Origin of the sequence: Microbacter margulisiae, assembly GCF_014192515.1 — a bacterium.
GTDB lineage: Bacteria > Bacteroidota > Bacteroidia > Bacteroidales > Paludibacteraceae > Microbacter > Microbacter margulisiae.
Genome location: NZ_JACHYB010000002.1, coordinates 384,967 through 407,672, shown reverse-complemented (window position 1 = coordinate 407,672; position 22,706 = coordinate 384,967). Strand labels below are relative to the sequence as shown.

Annotated in this window: 25 protein-coding genes and 1 pseudogene; all 26 read left to right on the top strand. The window is 39.7% G+C overall.

Translation table 11 applies throughout. From position 1 onward, the window contains the following. Positions 1-13 precede the first annotated feature (13 nt). The 26 genes and pseudogenes from FHX64_RS10935 (at position 14) to rpsN (ending at position 22,692) form a co-directional block, all read left to right on the top strand. A complete protein-coding gene (locus FHX64_RS10935) occupies positions 14-1,594 on the top strand; it encodes a glycoside hydrolase family 43 protein (protein WP_183413886.1) in 1,581 nt (526 codons plus the stop codon). A gap of 61 nt (positions 1,595-1,655) precedes the next feature. Continuing rightward, positions 1,656-3,002, top strand: a complete 1,347-nt coding sequence (locus FHX64_RS10930) for a family 43 glycosylhydrolase (RefSeq protein ID WP_183413885.1) — start codon at positions 1,656-1,658, stop codon at positions 3,000-3,002. A gap of 39 nt (positions 3,003-3,041) precedes the next feature. Beyond that, positions 3,042-5,114 (top strand): alpha-glucuronidase, encoded by a 2,073-nt coding sequence (locus tag FHX64_RS10925; RefSeq protein WP_183413884.1) that lies wholly within the window; start codon positions 3,042-3,044, stop codon positions 5,112-5,114. 189 nt (positions 5,115-5,303) lie between these two features. Next, positions 5,304-6,830: an alpha-L-arabinofuranosidase C-terminal domain-containing protein gene (locus FHX64_RS10920; protein ID WP_183413883.1), complete on the top strand. Its 1,527-nt coding sequence runs from the start codon at positions 5,304-5,306 to the stop codon at positions 6,828-6,830. A gap of 233 nt (positions 6,831-7,063) precedes the next feature. Next, the gene (locus FHX64_RS14470) at positions 7,064-7,597 is read left to right on the top strand and encodes a DUF4372 domain-containing protein (RefSeq protein WP_425487968.1); all 534 of its coding nucleotides are present in this window, start codon (positions 7,064-7,066) and stop codon (positions 7,595-7,597) included. Next, a pseudogene (locus tag FHX64_RS10910) lies at positions 7,597-8,226 on the top strand (IS4 family transposase); the annotation flags it as partial. The gene FHX64_RS14470 and the pseudogene FHX64_RS10910, both read left to right, overlap by 1 nt. A 495-nt stretch (positions 8,227-8,721) precedes the next feature. Then, positions 8,722-10,884: a hypothetical protein gene (locus FHX64_RS10905; protein ID WP_183413882.1), complete on the top strand. Its 2,163-nt coding sequence runs from the start codon at positions 8,722-8,724 to the stop codon at positions 10,882-10,884. A 363-nt stretch (positions 10,885-11,247) separates the two neighbouring features. Further along, positions 11,248-12,441: a pyridoxal phosphate-dependent aminotransferase gene (locus FHX64_RS10900; RefSeq protein ID WP_183413881.1), complete on the top strand. Its 1,194-nt coding sequence runs from the start codon at positions 11,248-11,250 to the stop codon at positions 12,439-12,441. Between the two features lie 285 nt (positions 12,442-12,726). Further along, entirely contained in the window at positions 12,727-13,143 is a 417-nt protein-coding gene (gene rpsL, locus FHX64_RS10895) for a 30S ribosomal protein S12 (protein ID WP_183413880.1), read from the top strand. 138 nt (positions 13,144-13,281) lie between these two features. Further along, positions 13,282-13,758 (top strand): 30S ribosomal protein S7, encoded by a 477-nt coding sequence (gene rpsG / locus FHX64_RS10890; RefSeq protein WP_183413879.1) that lies wholly within the window; start codon positions 13,282-13,284, stop codon positions 13,756-13,758. A 64-nt stretch (positions 13,759-13,822) separates the two neighbouring features. Beyond that, positions 13,823-15,940 (top strand): elongation factor G, encoded by a 2,118-nt coding sequence (gene fusA / locus FHX64_RS10885; protein WP_183413878.1) that lies wholly within the window; start codon positions 13,823-13,825, stop codon positions 15,938-15,940. Between the two features lie 81 nt (positions 15,941-16,021). Continuing rightward, positions 16,022-16,327, top strand: coding sequence for a 30S ribosomal protein S10 (gene rpsJ / locus FHX64_RS10880; RefSeq protein ID WP_183413877.1), 306 nt, complete (start codon positions 16,022-16,024; stop codon positions 16,325-16,327). 18 nt (positions 16,328-16,345) lie between these two features. After that, entirely contained in the window at positions 16,346-16,963 is a 618-nt protein-coding gene (gene rplC, locus FHX64_RS10875) for a 50S ribosomal protein L3 (RefSeq protein ID WP_183413876.1), read from the top strand. Beyond that, positions 16,963-17,592, top strand: coding sequence for a 50S ribosomal protein L4 (gene rplD, locus FHX64_RS10870; RefSeq protein WP_183413875.1), 630 nt, complete (start codon positions 16,963-16,965; stop codon positions 17,590-17,592). Before rplC ends, rplD begins: the two co-directional genes overlap by 1 nt. 12 nt (positions 17,593-17,604) lie before the next feature. Then, a complete protein-coding gene (gene rplW / locus FHX64_RS10865; RefSeq protein ID WP_183413874.1) occupies positions 17,605-17,895 on the top strand; it encodes a 50S ribosomal protein L23 in 291 nt (96 codons plus the stop codon). A gap of 8 nt (positions 17,896-17,903) precedes the next feature. Next, positions 17,904-18,728 (top strand): 50S ribosomal protein L2, encoded by an 825-nt coding sequence (gene rplB / locus FHX64_RS10860; protein WP_183413873.1) that lies wholly within the window; start codon positions 17,904-17,906, stop codon positions 18,726-18,728. A gap of 20 nt (positions 18,729-18,748) precedes the next feature. Further along, positions 18,749-19,015: a 30S ribosomal protein S19 gene (gene rpsS / locus FHX64_RS10855; protein WP_183413872.1), complete on the top strand. Its 267-nt coding sequence runs from the start codon at positions 18,749-18,751 to the stop codon at positions 19,013-19,015. A gap of 44 nt (positions 19,016-19,059) precedes the next feature. After that, entirely contained in the window at positions 19,060-19,494 is a 435-nt protein-coding gene (gene rplV, locus FHX64_RS10850; protein WP_183413871.1) for a 50S ribosomal protein L22, read from the top strand. Next, positions 19,478-20,227 (top strand): 30S ribosomal protein S3, encoded by a 750-nt coding sequence (gene rpsC / locus FHX64_RS10845; protein ID WP_183413870.1) that lies wholly within the window; start codon positions 19,478-19,480, stop codon positions 20,225-20,227. The genes rplV and rpsC overlap by 17 nt, the downstream gene beginning before the upstream one ends. Positions 20,228-20,247: 20 nt before the next feature. Next, positions 20,248-20,679 (top strand): 50S ribosomal protein L16, encoded by a 432-nt coding sequence (gene rplP, locus FHX64_RS10840; RefSeq protein WP_183413869.1) that lies wholly within the window; start codon positions 20,248-20,250, stop codon positions 20,677-20,679. Positions 20,680-20,685: 6 nt separating this feature from the next. Next, positions 20,686-20,883 carry a 50S ribosomal protein L29 gene (gene rpmC, locus FHX64_RS10835; RefSeq protein ID WP_183413868.1) on the top strand — a complete coding sequence of 66 codons (198 nt, stop codon included), beginning with the start codon at positions 20,686-20,688 and terminating at the stop codon, positions 20,881-20,883. 10 nt (positions 20,884-20,893) lie between these two features. Next, positions 20,894-21,151: a 30S ribosomal protein S17 gene (rpsQ, locus tag FHX64_RS10830; RefSeq protein WP_183413867.1), complete on the top strand. Its 258-nt coding sequence runs from the start codon at positions 20,894-20,896 to the stop codon at positions 21,149-21,151. Positions 21,152-21,153: 2 nt separating this feature from the next. After that, positions 21,154-21,519 (top strand): 50S ribosomal protein L14, encoded by a 366-nt coding sequence (gene rplN, locus FHX64_RS10825; protein ID WP_183413866.1) that lies wholly within the window; start codon positions 21,154-21,156, stop codon positions 21,517-21,519. Positions 21,520-21,542: 23 nt separating this feature from the next. Continuing rightward, positions 21,543-21,866, top strand: coding sequence for a 50S ribosomal protein L24 (gene rplX / locus FHX64_RS10820; RefSeq protein ID WP_183413865.1), 324 nt, complete (start codon positions 21,543-21,545; stop codon positions 21,864-21,866). Then, on the top strand, positions 21,863-22,411 hold the full coding sequence (gene rplE / locus FHX64_RS10815; protein WP_183413864.1) for a 50S ribosomal protein L5: 549 nt from the start codon (positions 21,863-21,865) through the stop codon (positions 22,409-22,411). The genes rplX and rplE overlap by 4 nt, the downstream gene beginning before the upstream one ends. A gap of 11 nt (positions 22,412-22,422) precedes the next feature. Next, a complete protein-coding gene (gene rpsN / locus FHX64_RS10810; RefSeq protein ID WP_183413863.1) occupies positions 22,423-22,692 on the top strand; it encodes a 30S ribosomal protein S14 in 270 nt (89 codons plus the stop codon). The last annotated feature ends 14 nt before the right edge of the window (positions 22,693-22,706 follow it).

The window sequence follows — 22,706 nt, the reverse complement described above, 5'->3', positions numbered from 1 at the left end:
ATCGATTAAAAAAATGAAATACATTACAACATTGCTGGTTGCTTTATTGATATTACCGATAGCAGCAAGGGGCTTAAAAGCCCAGAAATATCACAGTGATAATGGGAACGGAACCTACACGAATCCGGTTATTCCCGCAGATTTTCCAGATCCTGATGTGATCCGGGTAGGAAATACCTTCTATATGGTCAACACCACGATGTTTGTTTTCCCCGGAGTTCCCATACTCAAGTCGAAAGATCTGGTCAACTGGCAATACTGCTCTAATGCCGTTCAGCGGTTTGATTTCAGTCCTTGTTACAACCTTGATGGCGGTAGCAGGTATGGACATGGCCAGTGGGCTACCAGCTTGAGGTACCATAATGGAAAATACTATTTGCTATTTATTACCCTTGACGAAGGAGGTTTCCTGTGTACGGCAGCCAAACCGGAAGGCCCCTGGAAGATCAGGCATTTGCCAAGAGGATTTTATGATGCAAGCCTACTCTTCGATACAGATGGGAAAATTTATGTGGCGCATGGCAACAGTCAGATTTATGTAACCGAACTTGATAAAAACTTTGCGCCTGCCGGAAAGGATTCTTTGGTTTTTACCGGAGATATCCGTCACGGATTAGAAGGGACACATTTTTATAAGATTAATGGCTATTACTATTTGTATAGCACCTATGGCGGTGTTGACGGGATACAGGTGGCACTCCGTTCAAAACATGTTTATGGCCCTTATGAAGAAAAAGTGGTGATGAGGGATACTACCCGGGGTGTAAATTTTGGCATTCATCAGGGAGCGCTCGTCAAAACACAAACCGGAGAGTGGTGGACAATGCTTTTTGTGGATCAGGGGGCATTTGGACGATTCCCTTCTTTACAGCCGGTTAAATGGATAGACGGATGGCCCATGGTTGGCGTTAACGGGCAGGCTGTTGCTACATATAAAAAGCCTGATGTGGGCAAGGAATATCCAATTGCAACATTGCCTACATCAGATGAGTTTAATAGCCCTAAGTTAGGTATGCAGTGGGGATGGAATCACAATCCCGATTCGACGAAATGGTCGTTAACGGAAAGGGCCGGATACCTGAGACTCAAGACAGCTAAGGTTGTATCCGAACTTCCGCAAGCCCGTAATACCCTTACACAACGAATCTTTGCGTATTATTCAAAGCATATTTTATCCACAGCTACTACCAAAATGGATATTCGTCATATGAGGAATGGCGACGTAGCAGGACTTGCTGTTTTTCAGGATCCTTATGCCTTTATTGGTGTCAAAAGAACGCATGGCGCCGACTACATTGTGATGGTGAATAATGGTATTACCATGGATTCTATTTTAACAAAAGCGTCAACGATATATTTTAAGGCATATGCAAATTATGGAACTAATCGGGCAACTTTTGCTTACAGTATGGATAACAAGACATTTACCCATTTTGGAAATGCCCTTTGGATGCGATTTAGCCTTAAAGTCTTTACGGGAAACAAGTTCTGTCTTTTCAACTATGCGACCAGGTCATTAGGCGGATATGTGGATTTCGACTGGTTCAAGACAGCGCCAGAGACCATTATTAATTCTGTATCTGTAGGGAAATGATTATTAAATAACTGATTTTTCACAGGTGAAAAGTATTTTGAAACAATATAGAACTGATGATATGCGAAAATATAGTTTACATGCGCTTTTAGTCGTTATGTGGGTAACATTGGGAACGGGCAATTTGTTTGCTCAAAATCCTATTATCATGGATCAGTTTACGGCTGATCCGTCGGCAAGGGTTTTTGATGGGAAAGTTTACCTTTATCCTTCACATGATATCTTGGCTAAACCGGGGGAAGGAAGACCTGGTTGGTTTTGTATGAAAGACTATCATGTGTTTTCTTCGGGAAATCTTACCGATTGGAAAGATGATGGGGTTATCCTGAGCCAGAATAGAGTCAAATGGGTTGATTCCACATCGTACAGTATGTGGGCGCCTGATTGTGTTTTCAGAAACGGTAAATACTATTTTTACTTCCCGGCTCCGGCAAAGAATTTAGCTTATGGAAGAGGATTCTCAATAGGAGTAGCCATCTCAGCCAAGCCATACGGTCCTTTTGCTCCCCAACCTGAACCTATAAAAGATGTACATGGAATTGATCCTTGTGTTCTGATTACCAAAGGTGAGCAGGCATACTTGTATTGGGCACAGGGTGCAATTTATGTGGCAAAGCTGAAGAAAAACATGCTTGAGCTTGCTACTAAACCTTATGTGATTCAGGGACTCCCTGATAAAGGTCTCATAGAGGGTCCTTTTATCTTTGAACGTAAAGGAATTTATTATTTAACTTATCCCCATGTGCAGGATAAAACCGAAAGGCTCGAATATGCTATGGCAGATAATCCCATGGGGCCTTTTAAGGTTGTAGGAGTCTTAATGGATGCAACACCCGATTGCTGGACGAATCAAAGTTCAGTCGTCAAGTTTCAAGGGCAATGGTATTTGTTTTATCATCATAATGATTTATCTCCTCATTTTGATAAAAACAGATCTGTCAGGATCGATAGCCTGTTTTTCAATCCGGATGGTACCATTAAAAAAGTGATACCTACATTGCGCGGAGTAGGAATAACCGATGCTACCCGGAAGATACAGATTGACAGGTATAGTCGTAAAAGCGAACAAGGCGCATCCATCGCTTTTCTTGATTCCCTGCATCCGTACGAAGGATGGAAAACGATGCTCAATACTTCGAATGCTTGGATACAGTACAATAAAGTTGATTTTGGATATCATAAACTCAGATGGGCTAATGTAAGGGTTTTATCCAAAGCAGGAGGTGTTTTGCAAATAAGGTTGGATCAGAGAAACGGGCCGGTCATTGCACGGATAAAAATACCTGTGACCAATACATGGACTGTCCTCCATTCTTCTTTATTAACTTTCCATTCAGGCATACATAATTTGGTTGTACAGCTTATGGACGATAATAATGTTGCAATAGATTGGGTGAGTTTTCAGTAAATCTGCTTGATGTCAAACCGGTTAAATCATTAATATATTATGAAGAATCAAATTATTAGCCTTTTAGTATTGATATGTGTGCCTTTGCTTTTGCACGCTGAGGATGGTCACAATCTTTGGCTTCGAGGGAAAAGTACGGCGTCAGTTAATGTAGTTTGTTCTAAACATTCAGCTACAATTGATATTGCAGAACAGGAATTGCATCAGGAGTGGCAAGGAAAGGCGAATGCTACGGTCGTTCTGACCATTAAACCAAACAAATTCATTAAAGGAGACGGATACATGCTGAGTGATGATGGTGTCCAGGCAAATACCGATTTAGGTATTCTTTATGGCGTTTTTGCACTTCTTCGTCATCAGCAAACCGGCAATCCTATCCGGGATGTGATCATAAGTAATCCATCCTATGAGCGCCGCATATTGGATCATTGGGATAATTTGGACGGAACTATTGAACGGGGATATGCCGGACGTTCTATATTTTGGCATGATGGGAAAGATTCTTTAGCCGTCACAGAGAAGGACAAAAAATTATGGCAGGCATATGCCCGTGCCAATGCTTCGATTGGAATCAATGGCGCTGTGCTTGATAATGTGAATGCTTCTCCTTTGATTCTGACTACAGCATACTTGAACAGGGTAAAAGCCATTGCTGCCGTTTTACGGCCTTACGGCATCAGAACTTATCTCTCCGTAAATTTTGCATCTCCTATTGTAATTGGTGGATTGAAAACGGCTGATCCCCTGAATCCTGAAGTACAGAAATGGTGGAAAGACAAGGCTAGGGAAATTTATGGTCTGATTCCTGATTTTGGTGGTTTTCTTGTTAAAGCAAATAGCGAGGGACAACCTGGCCCACAAAATTATGGGCGTACCCATGCCGACGGAGCCAATGTGATGGCTGATGCTTTACGCCCATTTGGCGGCATAGTGATGTGGCGTGCTTTTGTTTATAGTGCCAACGATAAAGACCGGGCCAAACAGGCATATTCGGAATTTATGCCTCTGGATGGTAAGTTTCGCGATAATGTAATTATTCAGGTAAAGAATGGACCCATTGACTTTCAGCCTCGCGAACCTTTCAGCCCGTTGTTTGGAGCCATGAAACAAACCTCTGTTATGTCGGAGCTTGAAATAACGCAGGAATATCTCGGACAGGCCATTCATCTGGTGTTTTTAGCCCCCATGTGGAAAGAGTTTTTGAAAAGTGACACCTATCAGGAAGGTAAAGGAAGTACCGTTGCCCGTTGTACGGATGGAACTATTTTTTCACAGAAATATACGGCGATTGCCGGTGTGTCTAATATAGGTTCGGATACCAATTGGTGCGGTCATCCTTTTGCCCAGGCAAACTGGTATGCCTTTGGCCGGCTGGCATGGAATGACCAATTGTCAAGCGATCAGATTGCTGACGAATGGTTGAAACTTACCTTTATGCCTACAGCATCGGAGGATAAAACCAAATCGACTGTCCTTCCCATTGTATGGGATATCAAATTCCTCAAACCGGTAAAACAAATGATGCTGGAAAGCCGGGAGGCGGCAGTGAATTACATGATGCCTCTGGGATTACATTGTCTTTTTGCACCGGAAAATCATTACGGTCCGGGCCCCTGGTGGGCTCCAAAATATGTTAGGAAGGATTGGACTGCACCTTACTATCATCAAGCAGATACTGCGGGTATCGGCTTTGATCGTACGGAAAACGGCAGCGATGCAGTAAGCCAATACCATGAGCCTCTTCGTTCCCTGTTTAACGATGTGAATACCTGTCCTGAAATTTATCTGTTGTGGTTCCATCATCTTCCATGGACGTATAAATTGAAAAGTGGCCGTACGTTATGGGATGCGTTGTGCTACCATTATCAGGAAGGATTGGATCAGGTGCGTGAATTCCAGAAAACATGGGACAGGGTTCAACCTTATGTAGATTCAGAAAGATTTTATGTTGTCCAAAGCAAGCTGCGTCAACAATGCGAGAATGCTCAGGTTTGGAAAGATGCTTGTTTGCTCTATTTCCAGCAGTTCAGCCGGATGCCGATCCCTTATGATATAGAACGACCGGTACATAATCTGAATGATCTGAAAAATGATATGGGAAGGAGTCGATGAACGGTGGCAATCAAATGACTGAATAACAGAATAACTGATTCAATTGACAATGGACAGTTGACAATGGACAATGAGAATCAGCATACAGCAACTAATTTTCAACTTTACACCTTACACTTTCAACCCGTTTTTTGTTATTCGATTTCTCAAATAAAATATCAAATACTTTTAAAATTAAATGACTTACGTATGAAAACTAAATTGTTATTACTTGCTTTTGCTTTGCCATTGGCGATGTCTGCTCAAATGGCACGGATAACGGTTGATACGGCCCGGGTTATCGGCCCGATCGATCCTAATATTTACGGCGTTTTCATGGAACCAATTGGCTTTAGCGGCCATGGAGCGAATGCAAATCAACGCCCAGTGAATACCATGTATGGAACCCTGTATGATCCCGGCTCTTCGTTTGCAAACAAGGATGGTTTTGATACGCGTTATATTGACGCAGCAAAGGAGTTGCAAATAACAAATATGCGTTGGCCGGGAGGGAATTATACGGCTGATTATCATTGGAAAGATGGTATTGGTCCTAAGGATAAACGTCCTGTACTTAAAGAACTTGCCTGGGGATTTAATGATAATAATCAGGTGGGCACTGATGAATGGATCGAATTGAATAAAGCTATTGGCACGGAGAATATCATGTGTATTAACGCCGGGACAGGTACGCTCGATGAAGCAGCGCATTGGGTAGAATATTGTAATTTGGAGCCGGGGAGTTATTATCCTGACCTTCGAGCCAAATACGGGCATCCGAAACCATACGGGGTAAAATATTGGGATCTCGGTAATGAGGTAGATGGTGAGCCGTGGATCATAGGTCATAAAGATGCGGAAGATTATATCAAGTTTGCTACGGAAGCTGCCAAGATTATGAAAGATGTAGATGATAGTTTGTCGTTTATTATTAGCGGATCGGCCTATTATGCTCCTGATGGAAAATGGGTGGATTGGAACCGGAAGGTGATCACGGGATTGAGAAATATTGCCAGTTATGTCTCTATTCATGGTTATTGGGATAATTCTCCCAACTATTATACCTATATGGGACAAGGGGCAATGGATATAGAACGAAAGATAACCACGACAGCTGATATTATCTCGGTTATCCGGTCAAAATATATGATGACAAAGCCGATTTATATTGCTTTCGATGAATGGGCTCCTTTTGGAAAAGGACTACTCCCCACACTTGCAATGGCGCAATACTTCAATTCATTTATCCGGCATGCCGACGTCGTTAAAATGAGCAATTATACGATGTTGACTTCTATTTTAGCACGAAGCGAAAATGGACAACTCTTCAAAACGCCCAGCTTTTATACTTTCAAATTGTTTTCCAATAATTGTAGAGGAACCTCTTTGAATGCTTTGGTAAAGTGTGACACATTCAGTACGGGTGGCTATTACAAGGATATTCCCTATTTGGATGTCACCTGTGTTTATAACAAAAATTCCGGCTCATTGATATTCAATGTCGTGAACCGTCATAAAGAAAAACCAGTCTCAACAGAGCTTGTAAGTCATTCGGGTAATTTTGCGGGCGAAGCCTCTGTGACCGAAATTGACAGTCATGATCTTGAAGCCCCGTATACTTTTGATAAGCGGGATCAATATATTCCGGTTACAAAAAAGTTAAAAACCAAAGGGAACGAGTTTAGTTATACCTTTCCGGCTCACTCGTTTACACAGATAATCGTGAAACTTGACTGAAACTAAAAACTGATCAATAAACAAGCTAAAGAAATTGTTGGATTTAAAATGAGGTTGTCTTATTTCTGTGAGGTAGCCTTGTTTTTTTGCTCTTGTCAATGTTATAAAGTCATTGCTGTTCCATTAAAATCTAAGGAAGTTCTTTGAAATATTTGAAATTTAGTTCATTACTGGGTTTTTTCGATTAAACGGATTTCAGTTTGCACTTTTGCAATACTTAAACAGATTTGCAAATGCATAAGGAAAGATACGTTTTCGCCCAGCTAGCCTCTTTCTTGGATCGGAATAAGTTCAGCTACATTGTTCGCAAGTTCGATGGTGACAAATATGTAAAGCATTTCACATGCTGGAATCAATTACTTGCTCTGATGTTCGGACAACTGTCCAACCGAGAAAGTTTACGAGATTTGATTGTTGCACTTGATGCTCATCACTCCAAATCTTATCATTTGGGTTTTGGCAAAAATGTTTCAAAATCATCTCTGGCAAGAGCCAATCAAGACAGAGATTATCACATTTTTGAAGAGTATGCTTACTACCTGATAACCCAAACCAGAGAGAAACGAGTTTCTGATATCTTCCAACTTGGTGGTAATGTCTACGCTTTCGATTCAACAACGATTGACTTGCGCCTTTCCGTATTCTGGTGGGCGAAGTTTCGCAAGAAAAAAGGCGGAATCAAAGTGCATACATTGTATGATGTAGAAACACAGGTCCAGCTTTCTTTCATATTACCGAGGCGTCGGTACATGACTCAAAGGCAATGAAAGAAATTCCGTATGAATCAGGATCATATTATATATTTGACAGAGCATACAACAGCTTCAAAATGCTGTATAAGATTCATCAGATAGAAGCTTTCTTTGTTGTTAGAGCCAAGAAGAACCTGCAATACAAATCCATCAAATGGAGACGCAGAGTACCGAAAAATGTGCTTTCAGATGTGATGATTGAATTGACGGGATTTTATCCAAGTCAATACTATCCGGGAACTCTTCGTTTGGTCAGATACTGGGATGAAGAACAAGAACGTGAGTTTGTTTTCTTAACCAATGCGATGCATATTTCAGCTCTTCATGTTGCCGAACTTTACAAGAACCGCTGGCAAATCGAGCTGTTCTTCAAATGGTTGAAACAACATCTGAAAATAAAGAAATTCTGGGGTACAACTGAAAACGCAGTTCGGATTCAAATCTACGTGGCTATATGTACTTACTGTCTGGTTGCAATTGTCCAAAAAGACATACAACTTGATAGAAGTACCTATGAGGTCTTGCAGATATTGAGTATGTCATTAACTGATAAAACTCATCTTCGGGACCTCTTCGAGAGAACTAAATTTCAAAATGACAAAGATCGTTTTAGGCTTAATGAGCCAAATTTATTTGATTTTTAATTTCGCCCCAATTTTAATGGGACACTAGTGTGCAATCATTATTGATAATCGGCAATAACTTTTAGCGAAGGATTAAGCTACGCCCAGAATAAGATTCTGAAATGGTTGAATGATCCAAAGTATCAGATATAGAATTCAAGTTTTATACGACAACTTTTAAAGACATAAACGTATGAAACTGAACATTGCTCCCGTTGCTTTCTCACTTTAAGTAAAAAGGTCGTTTATTTCTGAAAGTATTATTGTATCTTTGTCTCGCAACATGTTATTTTGGTTTTTTTGTGCGACATAAAGTTGTTGAAAATCAGTGGCTTGATCAAAATATTATACTGCTTTTTTATTGTATATCAGCAAGTTTTTCTACTTGTGAAATTTTAATTACATAAGAGAAACAATTATCTTGTTGACACGATCTATAAAATAACTCATATTCAAATAGATGATTGTTGTGGCCAGTTCTATCTATCTTTAGTGTAAAAAAAGAAGAATACATATATGAAAGCTTTTTGGATATTAAGTGTTATTTTTCTATTGCAAAGTATGAATCTGATGGCAGTCAATTCGTCTGATATGCCTGTTAATGTGAGTGTTGATGCTTCTTCAGGAGAGTATACTGTGTTTGCTCCGATGCGAAATTGGACATTTCAAGGTACTATCGGTCAACCAATGTCTGATGTAACCTTTTTACAAGGTCAAGATTCTATAGGCCATTATAAAATGGTTAGTTTTAAGTGGAAAAATCAAGTTAATTATATTGGCACAATTCGTTGGTATCCATCTTTACCGATTGTGATGTTTACGCTTACGTTACCTCATGGAGCAAAGCGTCCAATTGTCTCTTTTCCCGACTTTACCTCTTTACCTGATTCATTATATAGCTTTAGTTATAAGAATGATGTTTTTGCTGCTCCCATATTTTCATTGGAACAAACTTCTACTCCGTGGTTGTTTTTTGACGCACAAGATAATGCTTACGTCATTTCTCCCGCTTCTGATTTTATTGTTGCCAAACTTACAGGTGATGGCAGGACAAATATTACCAGTGGATTGAATCCAGAAATTACACAGTTTCCATCCGGTTTTTCCCATTCCACGATTTTGGTCATTGATCGGGGCATAAGACATACATGGAATGTGTGGGGAAAAGCATTAAGAACGATTTATCATAAAAAACGTCCAGCCAATGACCAGGGAGCTTTGTTAAACCGTTTTGGCTATTGGACGGATAATGGCGCTGATTATTACTATCAATATGATCCTCAGAAAGGATATGCTGGTACTTTATTGGCTTTGCAACAACGTTACAAGCAAGAAGGTATTCCGTTGGGATATATGCAGCTGGATAGTTGGTGGTATGAAAAATCAATTTATGACCCGGATGGGCGTCCGGATGCCGATCACAAGAATCCTTCTTTACCTTCTGGAGCGTGGAATCGTTATGGAGGGTTAATGGAATATACAGCCGACCCTTTTTTATTTCCTCATGGATTGAGTGCTTTCCAAAAAGCATTGGGATTGCCATTGGTTACACATAATCGGTGGATTGATCCGCGTAGTCCATATCATTTACATTACACAATTTCGGGATATGCTGCAATTGATCCTCAATACTGGAAAGACAGAATGGGTTATTTGAAACAAGCTGGTGTGATATGTTACGAACAGGATTGGCTGAATTATATTTATGACAAGAGTCCTGAAATGATTTCGACACTTTCTGTGGGAAATAGATTTACTGATAATATGGCTCATGCCGCCCAGAATGATGGCATTACCCTTCAATATTGTATGGCGATGCCCCGTTTTTTTCTGCAAGGCGTGCAATATAATAATCTAACTACGATTCGTACCAGCAATGATCGCTTTGAACCTAAAAAATGGAAATGGTTTATTTTTACTTCGCAATTAGCGTATGAGATGGGCATATGGCCATGGTGCGACGTGTTTAAGAGCCAGGAGACCGATAATATGATTGTGTCGGTTTTATCAGCCGGACCTGTTGGAATTGGAGATGCGATAGGAAAAGAAGATAAAGCAAATATTATGTTGGCCTGTCGTGCTGACGGCGTTTTGGTGAAACCTGATATTCCATTATTGCCTCTTGATTCCGATTATATTCAAATAGCAAGGGGAGAAAAGGCTCCGTTATTGGCCTATACATACACTCAGCATGATAAGATCAGAACAGGATATGTTCTCGCTTTTGCAGATGGCATTATGACCAGTCGGACAATTGCTTTCCGCCCTTCAGAATTGGGCTTTAAGGGGCGCATTGCAGTTTTTGATCCGTCGCGACATGTTGTAGAATTATTGTCATCTGATGATCTCTTCCACTCGATGCTTCCTCCGGCAAATTACACGTACTACATTGTTGCGCCGGTTACCCAATCGGGGATTGCATTCTTTGGCGATGCTGGCAAGATAGCATCCACCGGGAAAAAACGTATTGCTTCGATCTTGTCAATGCACCATCAATTGCAGGTAAAGGTGATTTTTGCCGGCGAACGAACTATTGTGTTACGAGGTTATTCCGAACACCCCTTTAAAGTTAGCCGGGGAATTCTTTCTCTGAACGCTTCTACTCATCTGTTTACACTATCGTTAAATGCTCCGTCTCATGGTGATAGTGTTATTGTCAATTTTCTATCAAACCAATAAATATGGTGCCAAATAGTAAGTGAATTGGAGTTTTTTGTGTGTCAAATGTTTAGAAAAATGAATAATCAATCCCATTAAATGTTCATTTTGTTTCTGGCAACTGTAAAAATCTCTAATTCTATTAGTTGGTCAATTTAGATGTTCGATAGAACTTATTGCTTGGTTTATAATAGTATAACCTTGTCTGTCAGTGATTCTGTTGCGTCTTTTATTTAGGATTCAGCTGTTCAAGACTGAGCCTTAAAATGATTTTCGAATGCTTCATCTGATTTCAACCGGGGAAAAATAATTATCTTTGTACACTGCTAAGCAGGCAATTGAGCCTGTAATTATTCTTCCTGGTTAATTTTAATTGTCACAAATATGAACAACTTGTCAGAACGGCTTGAAGCTTTATCTCCATCCGAAACGTTAGCTATGTCACAACGTAGTGCCGAATTAAAGGCTCAGGGTATTGACGTGATTAATTTAAGTGTCGGTGAACCCGACTTTAATACCCCGGATCACATAAAATTAGCTGCTAAAGAAGCTATTGATCACAATTTTTCTTTTTATTCTCCAGTACCTGGTTTTCTGGGACTGCGCAAAGCAATTGCATCTAAACTGGAGCAAGAGAATCATTTAACATACAAACCGGAGCAAATTCTTTGTTCTACAGGAGCTAAACAATCGATCTGTAACGTGTTGCTCAGTTTGGTTAATGCCGGTGATGAAGTTATTGTACCAGCTCCGTATTGGGTTAGTTATGTCGAGATGGTCAAATTAGCGGAAGGTACAAATGTTGTGGTAAATACTGATATTGAGCATAATTTTAAAATGACACCTCAACAGTTGCAAGATGCCATCACTCTCCGTACTAAGGCGTTGATTTTGTGCTCTCCATCTAATCCTACAGGTAGCGTTTATAATAAAGAAGAACTTGCAGCTTTGGCAGAAGTATTGGCAAAACACCCGAATGTTATCATTATATCAGATGAAATTTATGAGCATATTAATTATGTAGGAAAACATGAAAGCATTGCTCAATTTGAGAACGTACGTGATCGCGTAGTTATTGTAAATGGAGTTTCAAAGGGTTATGCTATGACCGGCTGGCGTATTGGTTGGATTGCTGCTCCTCAGTGGGTGGTTGCTGCTTGTAATAAATTGCAAGGACAATACACCTCAGCTCCTAATTCCATTGCCCAAAAGGCTGCTGAAGCTGCTTACACCGGAGATCAGGCTTGTGTGGAAACCATGCGCATAGCGTTTGAACGTCGTCGCGATCTGATGCTGGATTTATGTAAAGAAATTCCGGACGTGAAGGTCAATAATCCAGAAGGAGCTTTTTATCTTTTTCCAGATGTAAGCGCTTATTTAGGGAAAAGTTTTCAAGGCAAGAAACTTGCTTCGGGTGCTGATTTATCATTTTATTTATTAGAAGAGGCACATGTTGCCTGTGTTGGTGGAAATGCTTTTGGGGCTCCTAATTGTATTCGTCTCTCGTATGCTGCTTCTGATGATTTGTTGATAGAAGCCATGAAACGGATAAAAGATGCTTTGCTGAAACTCAATTGAGCATCATAACTGTCAGCTTTTTTCTTGTTGTTAAATATTTATATAATAAATTGTTATTGCATATATACGCGAAAATCTGCGGGAAGATTTTCGCGTATTTTTCTTTCTAAACAGAATAATTTTTAATGATTGCCTTAATGATCGCGTATGATGCATAAGAAGTGAGACAAGAAAGTTTTAGAAAAAGTCTCAACATCTCATTGTAATATAAAAAATTAGTTCTAACTTTGCAGCCCAATTTGGAATGGATACAACTAACTTTTAAGTAATAAATAATCAGTTAAGATGCCTACAATTCAGCAATTAGTTAGAAAAGGAAGGGCTACGTTGGGTGATAAAAGTAAAGCTCCGGCGTTAGATTCTTGCCCGCAAAGACGTGGCGTTTGTGTACGTGTTTACACGACGACTCCTAAAAAGCCAAATTCTGCCATGCGTAAGGTTGCTCGTGTGCGGTTGACCAATCAAAAAGAGGTGAATGCATATATTCCGGGTGAAGGTCATAATTTACAGGAACACAGCATTGTACTGGTGCGCGGAGGTCGTGTGAAAGATTTACCTGGTGTTCGTTATCACATTGTGAGAGGAACTTTGGATGCTGCCGGTGTGAATGGTCGCCTTCAACGTCGTTCAAAATATGGCGCTAAACGTCCAAAACCTGGGCAAGCTGCAAAAGGAGCTCCTGTAAAAGGAGGCAAAAAATAACAAGAAGCTCGTTCGCGATTGATGTTCTTTTACAATGGCAAAATGAACAATTAGCCATTGAAGGTTGAGTAAATTGTCCGGAGGGACTTTTGAAGTGACAGAACAAACAACCAAAACAAACAAAATTTTGACTTAACAATGAGAAAAGCGAAACCAAAAAAACGGATCATTTTACCGGATCCGATGTTTACAGAAGTGATGGTTACTAAATTTGTGAATCATCTCATGTATGATGGTAAAAAGAGTGTAGCATTCGATATCTTTTACTCCTCTTTAGAGCTGGTAAAAGCAAAACTTCCCAACGAAGAAAAGACTCCGCTTGATATTTGGAAAAAGGCACTAGATAATATTACACCACAGGTTGAAGTAAAATCCCGTCGTGTAGGTGGTGCTACTTTTCAGGTTCCTACCGAAATACGTCCAGAACGTAAGGAGTCTATTTCAATGAAAAATCTTATTTTATATTCCCGCAAGCGTGGCGGAAAATCAATGGCTGAAAAACTAGCTGCTGAAATTGTTGATGCTTACAACAATCAAGGTGGTGCGTTCAAACGTAAAGAAGATATGCACAGAATGGCAGAAGCTAACCGTGCATTTGCGCATTTCAGGTTCTAACCTCTAATACGATACATGAAGATACACCTCAAAACGATGTATTTTTTACGAAAATAACAAACTAATGGCAAAACAAGACTTAAATTATACACGCAATATTGGCATCATGGCTCATATTGATGCCGGTAAAACGACAACGTCTGAGCGAATATTGTACTATACCGGATTGACTCACAAAATTGGTGAAGTGCATGACGGAGCTGCTACAATGGACTGGATGGAGCAAGAACAGGAAAGGGGTATTACCATTACTTCTGCTGCTACAACCACGTTTTGGAATTACCAGAATAATAATTATAAAATTAATCTGATTGACACTCCGGGGCACGTGGATTTTACTGTTGAAGTAGAACGTTCTTTGCGGATACTGGATGGTGCTGTTGCTACATTTTGTGCAGTAGGTGGAGTAGAGCCTCAATCGGAAACTGTTTGGAGACAGGCTGATAAATATAATGTTCCTCGTATCGGATATGTAAATAAAATGGACCGTTCAGGAGCCGATTTTTATGAAGTAGTACGTCAGGTAAAAGATGTTTTAGGCGCAAATCCATGTCCGATTCAGATCCCAATCGGTGCCGAAGAAAAATTCAAAGGTTGTATTGATTTGATTCAGATGAAAGCTATTTATTGGCATGATGAAAGTATGGGGGCAGATTATTCTCTAGAACCTATTCCTGCTGATTTACAAGCTGAGGCTGAAACATGGCGCGATAAAATGCTTGAAAAAATAGCTGAGTGTGATGATCTCGTGATGCAAAAATTCTTTGATGATCCGGCATCTATCTCAGAAGACGAAATCAAGCAAGCTATTCGTAAAGGAACTATTGCTATGCAGATTAATCCTATGATTTGTGGTTCTTCTTTTAAAAATAAAGGAGTACAACCACTCTTGGATGCTGTTTGTGCATATTTGCCAAGCCCATTGGATACTGAGTCAATCGAAGGAACTGATCCGTCTGACCCAGATCATAAAATTATTCGTAAGCCGGACGAAAGCGAACCTCTAACAGCATTAGCATTTAAAATTGCTACTGATCCTTATGTTGGCCGTCTTTGCTTTTTCCGTGTCTATTCAGGTAAATTAGATGCTGGTTCTTATGTTTACAACTCTCGTTCTGACAAAAAGGAGCGCATCTCCCGTTTGTTCCAAATGCATTCCAATAAACAGAATCCTAAGGAGTTTATCAGCGCAGGAGATATTGGCGCAGGCGTAGGATTTAAGGATATTCGGACAGGAGATACACTGTGTGATGAAAGCCATCCCATAGTACTTGAATCTATGGATTTTCCAGAACCGGTGATTGGCATCGCAGTTGAGCCTAAAACTCAAAAAGATATGGATAAACTTGGAATGGGATTATCCAAATTAGCAGAAGAAGATCCAACTTTCCGTGTGAAAACCAACGAAGATACAGGTCAGACTGTTATTGAAGGAATGGGTGAGTTGCATCTTGAAATTATTATCGATCGTTTACGCCGTGAATTTAAAGTAGAATGTAATCAGGGGCGTCCTCAGGTTTCCTATAAAGAAGCTATTACCAAAACTGTTGAGCTTCGTGAAGTTTACAAAAAACAAACCGGTGGTCGTGGAAAATTTGCAGACATTATTGTAAAAGTTGGTCCGATTGATGAAGGATTTGAAGGCAATTTGCAATTTGTTGATGAGGTTAAAGGTGGTAACATTCCTAAAGAATATATTCCGGCTATTCAAAAGGGTTTTGCTGCTGCTATGAAAAATGGTGTTTTGGCAGGATTTCCTCTTGATTCTCTGAAGGTGACAGTTATCGATGGTTCATTCCATCCCGTAGACTCCGATCAGCTATCATTTGAAATTTGTGCACAAATTGCTTATAAAAGTGCATGTGCTAAGGCAAATCCAGTATTGCTCGAGCCTATTATGAAAATCGAAGTGGTTACTCCTGAAGAAAATATGGGTGATGTCATTGGCGATTTGAATAAGCGTCGCGGCCAGGTAGAAGGAATGGAATCAAGCAGAACCGGTGCTCGTATCGTGAAAGCTAAAGTGCCTTTAGCAGAGATGTTCGGCTATGTTACTTCATTGCGTACAATTAGCTCTGGACGGGCAACTTCATCTATGGAGTTTTCTCATTATGCAGAAGTATCCAGTGCTATTGCAAAGACAGTGGTAGCTGAAGCAAAAGGACGAGTAGATTTATTATAAACAACGCAGCAACATTTCGTGAGTGGTTAGCAAATGACTCTTAACAACAATCGAAGGTGCTATTATTAATAATTAAAAACAATGAGTCAGAAGATTAGAATTAAATTAAAATCGTACGATCACAATTTGGTTGATAAATCAGCCGAAAAGATTGTAAAAACTGTTCGTGCGACAGGTGCTGTGGTTAGTGGACCAATTCCATTGCCAACACACAAAAGAGTGTTTACTGTTTTACGTTCTCCCTTTGTCAACAAGAAAGCCCGTGAACAGTTTGAAATGGCTACATACAAGCGTCTTATTGACATTTATAGCTCAACTGCAAAAACAGTTGATGCATTAATGAAGCTTGAGTTGCCAAGTGGTGTGGAAGTAGAAATTAAAGTGTGATAATTAAATTTATTTGAAATGCCAGGATTAATTGGAAAAAAAATCGGAATGACTTCCGTTTTCAGTGCTGATGGAAAAAATGTTCCATGCACTGTTATCGAAGCTGGCCCTTGTGTTGTTACTCAAGTAAAAACTGTTGAATTAGACGGTTATGATGCATTGCAGATAGGTTTTGAGGATAAAAAAGAAAAGCATACTACAAAACCAGAAGCAGGACATTTTAAGAAAGCGGGAGTAACGCCTAAGAGGCACTTGGTTGAGTTCAAAGGATTTGAAGGAGACTACAAATTAGGAGATGCTTTAACTGTTGAATTATTTACAAAAACCCAGTGGGTTGATGTTATCGGTACTTCGAAAGGGAAAGGATTTCAAGGTGTAGTAAAAAGACATGGTTTTGGTGGAGTTGGTCAGTCTACGCATGGTCAACATAATCGTTTACGCCACCCTGGATCAATGGGCGCTTCTTCTTTTCCATCGAAAGTTGTTAAAGGCATGAGGATGGCCGGAAGAATGGGTGGAGATACCAAAACAGTTCAAAACCTAGAAGTATTAAAAGTTATCCCAGAACATAATTTATTGCTTGTCAAAGGTTCTGTTCCAGGGGCAAAAGGTTCAATCGTAATTATCAATAAGTAATGGAACTGAACGTATATAACAAAGAAGGAAAAGAAACCGGGAGTAAGGTTACTTTGAATGATGCCGTTTTTGGAATTAAACCCAATGACCATGCTATTTATTTGGACATAAAGCAATTTATGGCTAATAGAAGACAAGGCACACATAAGGCAAAGCAAAGAAGCGAAATCTCCGGAAGTACACGGAAGCTTATCCGTCAGAAAGGTGGGGGTGGAGCCCGTAGAGGAGATATTAATTCTCCCGTGTTAGTAGGTGGCGGACGTGTTTTTGGCCCAGTTCCAAGAGACTATAGTTTTAAACTCAATAAAAAACTGAAACAATTGGCACGAAAGTCTGCTTTAACTTATAAAGCATTGGAATCTGCAATTGTTGTTGTTAATTCATTGGAATACGAAGCTCCAAAAACTAAGAATATACTTGCTTTAATGGAAAATTTGAAAGTTGCAGGTAAAAAGCCACTTATCATTTTACCAGAAGCAAATAAAAATGTATATTTGTCGGCTCGTAATTTGCAATATGTTAACGTGACAACCATTTCGGAATTAAATACTTACAAAATTCTGAATGCAAAATCGTTGATCATTGTTGAATCTGCGCTGAACGGTTTAGATCAAATATTTAAAGCATAAGGAGGTAAATAGATGGCAATAATAATAAAACCTGTTGTTACCGAGAAAGCAACAGCAATCACAGAAAAGCTTAATCGTTACACCTTACGTGTTGATAAAAATGCCAATAAGGTCGAAATCAAAAAAGCGATTGAAGAAATGTATGGAGTGACAGTTACTTCTGTAAATACGGCGATTATGCCAAGTAAAAAAAGAAGCCGTTTTACTAAAGGTGGAGTTATCAATGGGAAAACATCATCCTATAAGAAAGCGATTGTGACGTTGAAAGAAGGAGATAAAATTGATTTTTATAGCAATATCTAATCATAAAAATGGCGGTACGTAAATTAAACCCGGTAACACCGGGGCAGAGACACAAAATTATCGGCACATTTGATACAATTACTTCAAGTGTACCGGAGAAATCTCTTGTGCAAGGCTATAGTAAGTCTGGAGGCCGAAATAGTGATGGGATCAGAACCATGCGTTATATCGGTGGAGGGCACAAGAGAAAATATAGAGTAATTGATTTTAAGCGTAACAAAGATGGCATTCCAGCTAAGGTTAATTCGATCGAATATGATCCAAACCGTACAGCCAGGATAGCATTATTGTTTTATGCTGATGGTGAAAAAAGATACATTCTTGCGCCAAATGGATTGCAAGTTGGTCAAACCCTATTATCGGGTGCTGAGGCAGCTCCTGAAGTAGGGAATTCTCTTCCGTTACAAAACATTCCGCTCGGGACTATTATTCATAACATCGAGTTACGTCCTGGACAAGGTGCTGCATTGGTTCGTTCTGCAGGTACTTTTGCACAATTGACTTCACGCGAAGACAAATATGCAATCATTAAGTTGCCTTCAGGCGAAACAAGAAAAATATTAGCTTCTTGTAAAGCTACGGTTGGAAGTGTTGGTAATTCAGAACACAATCTTGAAAGTTCAGGGAAGGCCGGTAGATCGCGTTGGTTAGGACGTCGTCCTCGTGTTCGCGGTGTTGCTATGAATCCTGTAGATCACCCAATGGGTGGAGGTGAAGGTCGTGCTTCGGGTGGACATCCACGCTCTCGAAAGGGCTTGTTGGCTAAGGGATATAAGACAAGACATCCTAAAAAGCAATCAAGCAAGTATATTATCGAAAGAAGAAAAAAATAACGCATAACTAGAAATATACTATGAGTCGTTCATTAAAAAAAGGACCTTACATTAATGTAAAGCTTGAAAAGAAGGTGTTGACTATGAATGAATCCGGGAAGAAATCGGTTATCAAAACATGGGCACGCGCTTCGATGATCTCTCCTGATTTTGTAGGTCATACAATTGCAGTACACAACGGGAACAAATTCATACCGGTTTATATTACCGAAAATATGGTGGGGCACAAACTAGGAGAATTTTCTCCTACACGTACTTTCAGAGGCCATAGTGGTAATAGAAAATAACCCGTTCCATTTTATTTACTTGAAATAAATCAATATTAAAAAAGATGGGTTCTAGAAAAAGAAATTCAGCCGAAAGAAGGAAAGAAGCTCTTCGATCACAATATTTTGCCCGACTAAATGATGTTCCTACATCACCCCGAAAAATGCGCTTGGTCGCTGATATGGTTCGCGGAATGGAAGTGAATAAAGCATTGGGCGTATTGAAGTTTTCGACTAAAGAAGCTTCAAACAGATTGGAAAAATTACTGCGTTCTGCAATTTCCAATTGGGAGCAAAAGACAGAACAAAAAGCAGAAAATGCCGATTTGATTGTCAGCGAAATTTTTGTTGATGGTGGTAGAATGTTGAAACGGTTACGTCCAGCCCCACAAGGGAGAGGATACAGAGTCCGTAAACGTTCAAATCACGTGACGCTATATGTTGACACAAAAAAGAGTACTAACGTAACAAAAGAAGTGGCAGATGGGACAAAAAGTTAATCCAATAAGCAATCGTTTAGGAATCATCCGTGGATGGGATTCTAATTGGTATGGTGGTGATGATTATGGTGATACACTGTTAGAAGACAGCAAAATCAGAAAATACCTTCATGCCCGTCTTGCCAAAGCAAGTGTGTCACGTATAGTGATCGAACGTACCCTTAAGCTTATCACCATTACCGTTTGTACCGCACGCCCCGGAATCATTATCGGTAAAGGCGGCCAGGAAGTCGATAAGTTGAAGGAAGAATTGAAGAAAATAACAGATAAGGATGTTCAAATCAATATCTTTGAAATTAAACGTCCTGAATTGGATGCTGTGATTGTTGCAAACAATATTGCACGTCAGATTGAAGGTAAAATTGCATACCGTCGTGCAGTTAAAATGGCTATTGCTTCAACAATGCGTATGGGAGCCGAAGGTATTAAAGTCCAGGTTTCAGGGCGACTCAATGGTGCCGAGATGGCACGTTCTGAAATGTACAAAGAAGGCCGTACTCCTCTGCATACTTTTAGAGCTGATATCGATTATGCACTGGGTGAAGCTTTGACAAAAGTTGGATTGATTGGGGTAAAAGTGTGGATTTGTAGAGGCGAGATTTATGATAAGCCTGATTTGGCTCCACAATTTGTTTCGTCAAAAGAAAACTCAAACAATCGTACTCCTCGTAATGAGCGCAACGAACGTTCCGACCGTCGAGGAGGAGTTCGTAAAAAGAAAAATAATATCTAACGCATTGAATTCTTAAACTTATGTTACAACCGAAAAAAACAAAGTTCAGAAGGCAGCAAAAAGGGCGCATGAAAGGTGTTGCCCAACGAGGAAATCAGCTTGCATTCGGCTCTTTCGGCATAAAATCGTTGCAATCGAAGTGGATTACTGGGCGACAAATAGAAGCTGCACGTATTGCTGTTACCCGTCATATGCAACGTCAAGGTCAGATTTGGATCCGGATTTTCCCAGATAAACCAATTACCAAAAAGCCGGCAGAAGTTCGTATGGGTAAAGGAAAAGGTTCTCCGGAAGGGTTCGTGGCTCCAGTTACACCCGGCCGTATGATTATTGAAGTAGAAGGAGTACCCTTTGAAATTGCAAAAGAAGCTTTACGCTTAGCAGCTCAAAAGTTACCTGTTACTACTAAGTTTGTTGTTAGACGTGATTTTGACTCAACTTTAACAATGTAATCGAATATGAAGACAAGAGAAATAAAGGAATTAACTGTCAAAGAATTAAAAGAAAGAATTGATAATGACAGAGCGATTTTGAATCGTTTAATGTTGAATCATACTATTTCTCCTCTTGACAATCCAGCTCAAATTCGTGATATTCGTAAACGTATTGCGCGTGTTGCAACTGAGTTACGTCTAAGAGAAAATAATCCACAATAATATGAGTCAAATGGAAACGAGAAACTTAAGAAAAGAAAGAGTTGGGGTTGTTACCAGCAATAAAATGGATAAAACCGTTACAGTTGCTGTTAAGTGGAAGGAAAAACATCCCATTTATGGCAAGTTTGTCAATAAGACAAAGAAGTTCCATGCTCATGACGAGAAAAACGAATGCGGTATTGGAGACACCGTTCGCATTATGGAAACCCGTCCACTGAGTAAATTGAAAAGGTGGAGAGTAGTCGAAATAACTGAAAGAGCTAAGTAATTATGATACAACAAGAATCAAGAATAACAGTAGCAGATAATAGCGGAGCTCGTGAAGCTTTGGTTATTCGCGTTTTAGGTGGGACAGGAAAACGTTATGCTACTTTAGGAGACGTTATCGTGGTTGCCGTAAAAAATGTCATTCCATCGAGTGATATGAAAAAAGGAACCGTGTCGAAAGCCGTCATTGTCCGTACCAAAAAAGAAGTAAGACGCCCTGATGGTTCTTATATCCGGTTTGATGACAATGCATGTGTGTTGCTTAACAATGCAGGTGAAATGAGAGGAAGTCGTATTTTCGGACCTGTTGCACGTGAACTTCGTGCTACCAATATGAAAATTATTTCTCTTGCGCCTGAAGTTCTTTAACCCTTTAATATAATACATAAGCAATGAGTAAGTTACATATCAAAAAAGGTGATACCGTTTATGTTAATACTGGTGAAGATAAAGGTAAGACAGGCCGTGTACTTGAAGTCCTAGTAAACAAACAAAGGGCTATTGTGGAAGGTGTAAATCTAGTGTCAAAGCACACCAAACCTAATGCACAAGCACCGCAGGGAGGGATCATCAAAAAAGAAGCAAGCATTCATATTTCAAATCTCAATGTAGTTGATCCTAAAAATCCTACGAAACCTACTCGTGTTGGCCGCAGATTGAATGCTGATGGAAAATTAGTACGTTATGCTAAAAAATCAGGGGAGGAAATTAAATGAATACTGTCGGTTTAAAAAATAATTATAAGGAGAACATTGTTCCTTCTTTAATGAAGGAATTTGGCTATACTTCAATCATGCAAGTAGCACGTTTGGAAAAGATTGTTCTTAACCAAGGCTTAGGGATTGCTGTTGCTGATAAGAAGATTATTGAGACAGCCATTAACGAAATGACTTCTATTACTGGTCAAAAGGCCGTTGCCACAGTTTCAAGAAAAGATATTTCAAACTTTAAAGTTAGGAAACAAATGCCTATTGGTGTTCGTGTTACCTTACGAGGCGATAGAATGTATGAATTTCTTGAAAGATTGATCCGTGTTGCATTGCCGCGAATCCGTGACTTTAAGGGTATTGAAAGTAAATTTGATGGTCGTGGTAATTACACATTAGGCATTCAGGAACAAATTATTTTTCCTGAAATCAATATTGATGCAATTTCTCGCTTGTTAGGTATGAATATTACATTTGTAACTAGTGCCCCAACAGATGAAGAAGGTTTTGCGTTGTTGAAACATTTTGGTTTACCGTTTAAGCAACAAAATTAATTTTTATAGATATGGCAAAAGAATCGATGAAAGCACGCGAGGTGCGCAGAGCTCAATTGTGTACAAAATATGAGGCCAAAAGAGCTGCACTCAAAAAGGAAGGAAATTATGAAGCATTGCAAGCTCTTCCTAAAAATTCATCTCCTGTGCGTCAACATAATCGCTGTAAACTAACAGGACGCCCTAAAGGTTATATGCGTATTTTTGGCATTTCGAGAATTCAATTTCGTGAAATGGCATCAGCAGGTTTGATTCCTGGTGTTAAGAAGGCAAGCTGGTAACATTTAGCAATTTA

Excerpts from the sequence above, each read along its gene's own strand:
- rpmC (WP_183413868.1), top strand. The coding sequence starts at position 20,686 with ATGAAGACAAGAGAAATAAAGGAATTAACTGTCAAAGAATTAAAAGAA.
- FHX64_RS10900 (WP_183413881.1), top strand. The coding sequence starts at position 11,248 with ATGAACAACTTGTCAGAACGGCTTGAAGCTTTATCTCCATCCGAAACG.
- rplW (WP_183413874.1), top strand. The coding sequence starts at position 17,605 with ATGGCAATAATAATAAAACCTGTTGTTACCGAGAAAGCAACAGCAATC.
- rplX (WP_183413865.1), top strand. The coding sequence starts at position 21,543 with ATGAGTAAGTTACATATCAAAAAAGGTGATACCGTTTATGTTAATACT.
- rpsG (WP_183413879.1), top strand. The coding sequence starts at position 13,282 with ATGAGAAAAGCGAAACCAAAAAAACGGATCATTTTACCGGATCCGATG.
- rplC (WP_183413876.1), top strand. The coding sequence starts at position 16,346 with ATGCCAGGATTAATTGGAAAAAAAATCGGAATGACTTCCGTTTTCAGT.
- rpsN (WP_183413863.1), top strand. The coding sequence starts at position 22,423 with ATGGCAAAAGAATCGATGAAAGCACGCGAGGTGCGCAGAGCTCAATTG.
- rpsC (WP_183413870.1), top strand. The coding sequence starts at position 19,478 with ATGGGACAAAAAGTTAATCCAATAAGCAATCGTTTAGGAATCATCCGT.
- FHX64_RS10925 (WP_183413884.1), top strand. The coding sequence starts at position 3,042 with ATGAAGAATCAAATTATTAGCCTTTTAGTATTGATATGTGTGCCTTTG.
- FHX64_RS10905 (WP_183413882.1), top strand. The coding sequence starts at position 8,722 with ATGAAAGCTTTTTGGATATTAAGTGTTATTTTTCTATTGCAAAGTATG.
- rplP (WP_183413869.1), top strand. The coding sequence starts at position 20,248 with ATGTTACAACCGAAAAAAACAAAGTTCAGAAGGCAGCAAAAAGGGCGC.
- rplB (WP_183413873.1), top strand. The coding sequence starts at position 17,904 with ATGGCGGTACGTAAATTAAACCCGGTAACACCGGGGCAGAGACACAAA.
- fusA (WP_183413878.1), top strand. The coding sequence starts at position 13,823 with ATGGCAAAACAAGACTTAAATTATACACGCAATATTGGCATCATGGCT.
- rplN (WP_183413866.1), top strand. The coding sequence starts at position 21,154 with ATGATACAACAAGAATCAAGAATAACAGTAGCAGATAATAGCGGAGCT.
- rplD (WP_183413875.1), top strand. The coding sequence starts at position 16,963 with ATGGAACTGAACGTATATAACAAAGAAGGAAAAGAAACCGGGAGTAAG.
- FHX64_RS10935 (WP_183413886.1), top strand. The coding sequence starts at position 14 with ATGAAATACATTACAACATTGCTGGTTGCTTTATTGATATTACCGATA.
- FHX64_RS10930 (WP_183413885.1), top strand. The coding sequence starts at position 1,656 with ATGCGAAAATATAGTTTACATGCGCTTTTAGTCGTTATGTGGGTAACA.
- rpsS (WP_183413872.1), top strand. The coding sequence starts at position 18,749 with ATGAGTCGTTCATTAAAAAAAGGACCTTACATTAATGTAAAGCTTGAA.
- FHX64_RS14470 (WP_425487968.1), top strand. The coding sequence starts at position 7,064 with ATGCATAAGGAAAGATACGTTTTCGCCCAGCTAGCCTCTTTCTTGGAT.
- rplE (WP_183413864.1), top strand. The coding sequence starts at position 21,863 with ATGAATACTGTCGGTTTAAAAAATAATTATAAGGAGAACATTGTTCCT.
- rpsL (WP_183413880.1), top strand. The coding sequence starts at position 12,727 with ATGCCTACAATTCAGCAATTAGTTAGAAAAGGAAGGGCTACGTTGGGT.
- rplV (WP_183413871.1), top strand. The coding sequence starts at position 19,060 with ATGGGTTCTAGAAAAAGAAATTCAGCCGAAAGAAGGAAAGAAGCTCTT.
- FHX64_RS10920 (WP_183413883.1), top strand. The coding sequence starts at position 5,304 with ATGAAAACTAAATTGTTATTACTTGCTTTTGCTTTGCCATTGGCGATG.
- rpsJ (WP_183413877.1), top strand. The coding sequence starts at position 16,022 with ATGAGTCAGAAGATTAGAATTAAATTAAAATCGTACGATCACAATTTG.
- rpsQ (WP_183413867.1), top strand. The coding sequence starts at position 20,894 with ATGGAAACGAGAAACTTAAGAAAAGAAAGAGTTGGGGTTGTTACCAGC.